The sequence below is a fragment of the Thalassotalea mangrovi genome, from assembly GCF_005116735.1.
Classification (GTDB): Bacteria; Pseudomonadota; Gammaproteobacteria; order Enterobacterales; family Alteromonadaceae; genus Thalassotalea_A; species Thalassotalea_A mangrovi.
In genome coordinates this window covers 1-943 of the sequence record NZ_SWDB01000058.1, presented here as the reverse complement: position 1 = coordinate 943, position 943 = coordinate 1, and the positions used below count along the sequence as shown (strand labels likewise).

The 943-nt window shown below is 39.8% G+C and carries 1 protein-coding gene; it reads right to left on the bottom strand.

Annotated elements, in window-relative coordinates; genetic code table 11:
* Window positions 1-700 (bottom strand): hypothetical protein (locus E8M12_RS16225; RefSeq protein ID WP_136737316.1); only part of this gene is annotated, 700 nt, incomplete at its 3' end.
* Window positions 701-943: the final 243 nt, after the last annotated feature.

Genomic DNA, 943 nt, shown 5'->3' with positions numbered 1-943 from the left:
TCCTTCCTTCCAACTCACTCTTTTTTTGCTGTAAACGATTCTCTGCCGCCAGTTCATTGAAACTATTGAATATATCCTTTAGAGATTCCGGGATGAATAAATCACCTATTAAAGCAGCTTGACGATCTGGTGGAACTAAAGTAAGCAATTGGGTAACGACGCTTACGAGCTTCATAACATCTTCTTCCGTTGGAGCTGGTGGGACTAATAACTGTGTACAATCCATTTTTCTCATGAGCATTTCGGTAGCTCTCTTCTTGTCTTTCTCGGGCAATCTTCCTATTATTATAGCAATAGATTTGTATAGTTGCTTTCTATTGTCTAACAGCTTGTTATTCTGTAGCATCAAATCTATGGCAGCCTGACTTGCTTCTTGTGAAGAGAGCATACCATTTCCAATCGAATCAAACCTTTCCTTAACCATCTTCGCAGCAGGCAAAATTACCTCAGCACTGGAGTCAGAAGATACGCTGGAATCTTCTGCGCTAGAATCAAGACCATACGGCCTACCGGTTGTGAGAGATTCCATGGGCCTTATGACATATCCTGGAAAGAGTAGCTCATCAGACTTACGTTTACTCTCTATATCAATATCTACATCAGGAGCAATCATTTCAATAAACAGCCGACATACATCCCAGACGCTATAAGCTGTACGTGCTTTTACCGTCAGATTCTTGGCTGTTTCAATGTCGTCCATTTTGGTTTTCTTTTACCAGTATTGTTCGTTTGATAATGTATTCTTGCTTATTACATTATAAAATCTGTGCAGATCACATGTCAAAACAACTTTTTATCACAAGATAGTACCGCAAAACGAACCTGCGGGCCGTCTAAAAATTAAGGAAAAGCAGCAAAGGTGCATTTTTAAAATATGAAATGAAGATACCGCAGTACCAATTATTTTCGCAGTACAAATAATGCGCGGCCGGTGCATTTTTCG